3 protein-coding genes are annotated in these 3,043 nt (G+C 78.4%); all 3 read right to left on the bottom strand.

Annotated features, from left to right (window positions below):
• Positions 1–612: polyphenol oxidase family protein (locus tag HLB09_RS14895; protein ID WP_171204116.1), on the bottom strand; the 612-nt coding region annotated here is incomplete at its 3' end.
• A gap of 161 nt (positions 613–773) precedes the next feature.
• A complete protein-coding gene (ftsZ, locus tag HLB09_RS14900; RefSeq protein ID WP_171204117.1) occupies positions 774–2,057 on the bottom strand; it encodes a cell division protein FtsZ in 1,284 nt (427 codons plus the stop codon).
• Between the two features lie 276 nt (positions 2,058–2,333).
• Positions 2,334–3,043, bottom strand: a 710-nt coding sequence (locus tag HLB09_RS14905; RefSeq protein WP_171204118.1) for a cell division protein FtsQ/DivIB, incomplete at its 5' end; no start/stop codon positions are given.

Consider the following 3,043-nt stretch of genomic DNA (forward strand, 5'->3'; position numbering starts at 1 on the left):
GAGCTGCTCGAGCACGAGGGCCGCGACGTCCAGCGCCGGGGCGCCCTCCCACGTCGTGCTCGCACCGACGGGGTGCTCGGCCGCCACCGCCGCGCGCAGGTCCGCCGGGACCTCGTAGCAGCGCGGGCAGATGCTGGGGCCGAGGACGGCGACCACGTCGCGGGCCCCGAGCCCGCGCATCGCCTCCACCGCGCGCACCGGTGCGCCCAGCAGCGCGCCGCGGCGCCCGGCGTGGGCCACGCCCACCACCCCGGCGACGGGGTCGGCCATCACCACGGGCACGCAGTCGGCGACGAGGACGGCCAGCGCCACGCCGGGGACGGCCGTGACGGCGGCGTCGACCGCCGGCGCGTCGGGGACCCCGCCGGCACCGCCCGGGCCCGCCTCGTCGACGACGAGGACGTCGGCGCCGTGGACCTGCTGGAGGTAGCGCACCTCGCGGGCGCCGCGGCCCGCCAGCTCGTCGGCGAGCGCGCGCCGCGCCGCGCGCACGGCGGCCTCGTCGTCCCCGACGTGCAGGGCGAGGTCCAGGCCGTCGTAGGGCCCCGGCGGGGCGCCGCCGGCCCCCGGGGGCGTCCACCCGGCGCCGGCGCGGGAGGTGAGGGCGAGCACCGCCCCGGGCGTGGTGCCGACGCGCGGGGCGGCCCCGCTGCCGCCGCGCCCGGGGAGCGCCCGCGACCACGCGAGCAGCCCGCCGCCCCGCCCGGGAGCGGACGGGGCGGCGGGCTGCGGCGCGGGCGGGAGCGACGTCCGCCCGGCGGTGCCGTGCGCGCTCAGCGCAGGAAGTCCGGGACGTCGAGGTCGTCGTCGGAGGAGCGCTGCCCCCGGCCCCACGCCGGCCCCTGGTCGAGCGGCTGCGGCGAGGGCGCCTCCTCGCGGCCGCCCTGGCGCTCCTCCGCCGGCGCCTCCTGCTGCTGGCCCTGCTGCTGCTGGCCCTGCTGCTGGGAGGAGCTCGACGCCTGACCCGCGGTGGCGCCCGGCCACGGCGAGGTCGGGACGTCGTCGCCGCCCGGCGCCGGCTGCTGGCGCGGGGGGACGGCGCCGCGCGCGGGCTGCGGGCGCGCCGGGGCCGCCTGCGCGGCGCCGCGCTCGTCCCGGCGGCGCGACGGGGTGCCGCCGTCGAACCCGGCGGCGATGACGGTGACGCGGACCTCGTCGCCGAGGGCGTCGTCGATGACGGCGCCGAAGATGATGTTGGCCTCGGGGTGCGCCGCCTCCTGCACGAGGCGCGCGGCCTCGTTGATCTCGAAGAGGCCGAGGTCGGAGCCGCCCTGGATGGACAGCAGCACGCCGTGGGCGCCGTCGATGCTCGCCTCGAGCAGCGGCGAGGAGATGGCCGCCTCGGAGGCGAGGACGGCGCGGTCGTCGCCCCGCGCCGAGCCGATGCCCATGAGGGCGCTGCCGGCGCCCTGCATGACGCTCTTGACGTCGGCGAAGTCGAGGTTGATGAGGCCCGGCGTCGTGATGAGGTCGGTGATGCCCTGCACGCCCGACAGGAGCACCTGGTCGGCGGAGCGGAAGGCGTCGAGCATGCTCACGGCGCGGTCGCTGATGGACAGCAGCCGGTCGTTGGGGATGACGATGAGGGTGTCGACCTCCTCGCGGAGGCTCTCGATGCCGCTGTCGGCCTGGTTGGCGCGCCGACGGCCCTCGAAGGTGAAGGGGCGCGTGACGACGCCGATCGTCAGGGCCCCGAGCTCGCGCGCGATCCGGGCGACGACGGGCGCGCCGCCCGTGCCGGTGCCGCCGCCCTCGCCGGCCGTGACGAAGACCATGTCGGCCCCGCGCAGGGCCTCCTCGATCTCCTCCGCGTGGTCCTCGGCCGCCTTGCGGCCGACCTCGGGGTCCGCGCCCGCGCCGAGGCCGCGGGTGAGCTCGCGGCCGACGTCGAGCTTGACGTCCGCGTCGGACATGAGGAGCGCCTGGGCGTCGGTGTTGACCGCGATGAACTCGACGCCCTTCAGGCCGACCTCGATCATCCGGTTCACGGCGTTGACCCCGCCGCCGCCGATGCCGACGACCTTGATGACGGCGAGGTAGTTCTGCGGTGATGCCACGAGGCGAGCCCTTCGCTGGAGTTCCTGGGTGCGGTGCCGGATGGACCCTCACCCTCAGGTTGAGGGTGATAGTTATGTCAGGTCCGTGCTGGGCTGAACGGTAGGTCCCCCGGGTCGGCGCTGTCGACCGCCGCGCCGGGACACGCCGCGACGCGCCGACGTCCGAGCACGCCGAGGCGCACGGGAGGCTCGAGGGCCGGGCGGGGACCGCTCGGCGAGGCGCCCGAGGCGGGGCGTCGGGCCGGGTGCCGGGCCGCGGGCGGTCCGGCGCGGGGGTCAGCCCCCGCGCGTGACCGGCGCGGCTGGGGAGCTGACGTCGTAGACGGCCGCGGGCCGCTGCAGGAGCGCCAGCAGGACGTCGGCCTTGACGGGCGTCTCCTCGGCGCCGCCCCAGACGACGCGCGCGCCGGAGCGCAGGTCCAGCACGACGTCGTCGGGGCTCGTCCCGCCGGCGGTGGCCACCTGCTCGCGCAGGTCGGGCGGCAGGCCGTCGAGGACCCGCGTCACGGCCTCGACCGTGCCGGGCCGCGCGCTCACGAGGTCCACCGCCACGAGCGGGACGTCGGTGGGCACCTCCGCCTCGTGGAGCACGGTGAGGCCCGTGCGGTCGACGACGCTGTAGCCCCCGGCGGGGTCGGCGACGGCCGCCACGGGCACGCGCTCGACGACGCGCACCTCGAGGCCGGAGGGCCACACGCGGGCCACGGTCGCCGTCTCGACGAGCGGCACCTGCTCCACGGCCTCCTCGAGCGCCGCGGTGTCGACGCGGGCCAGCGGCGTGCCGACGGCGGGCTCGACGAGCTCGGCGACGGCCGGGCGCTCGAGGCGCTCGAGGCCGACGACGCCGACCTCGCGCACGACGAGCAGGGGCGACCACAGCAGGACGTAGGCGAGCCCGGCCACCACGACGAGGACCGCGAGGACGGCCAGGAGGGGGCGCAGCGCGAGGCGCCGGCGCGCTCGCGCCCGCTCGGCGAAGCGCCGCG

This window comes from Pseudokineococcus marinus, from assembly GCF_013004605.1.
Lineage (GTDB): Bacteria > Actinomycetota > Actinomycetes > Actinomycetales > Quadrisphaeraceae > Pseudokineococcus > Pseudokineococcus marinus.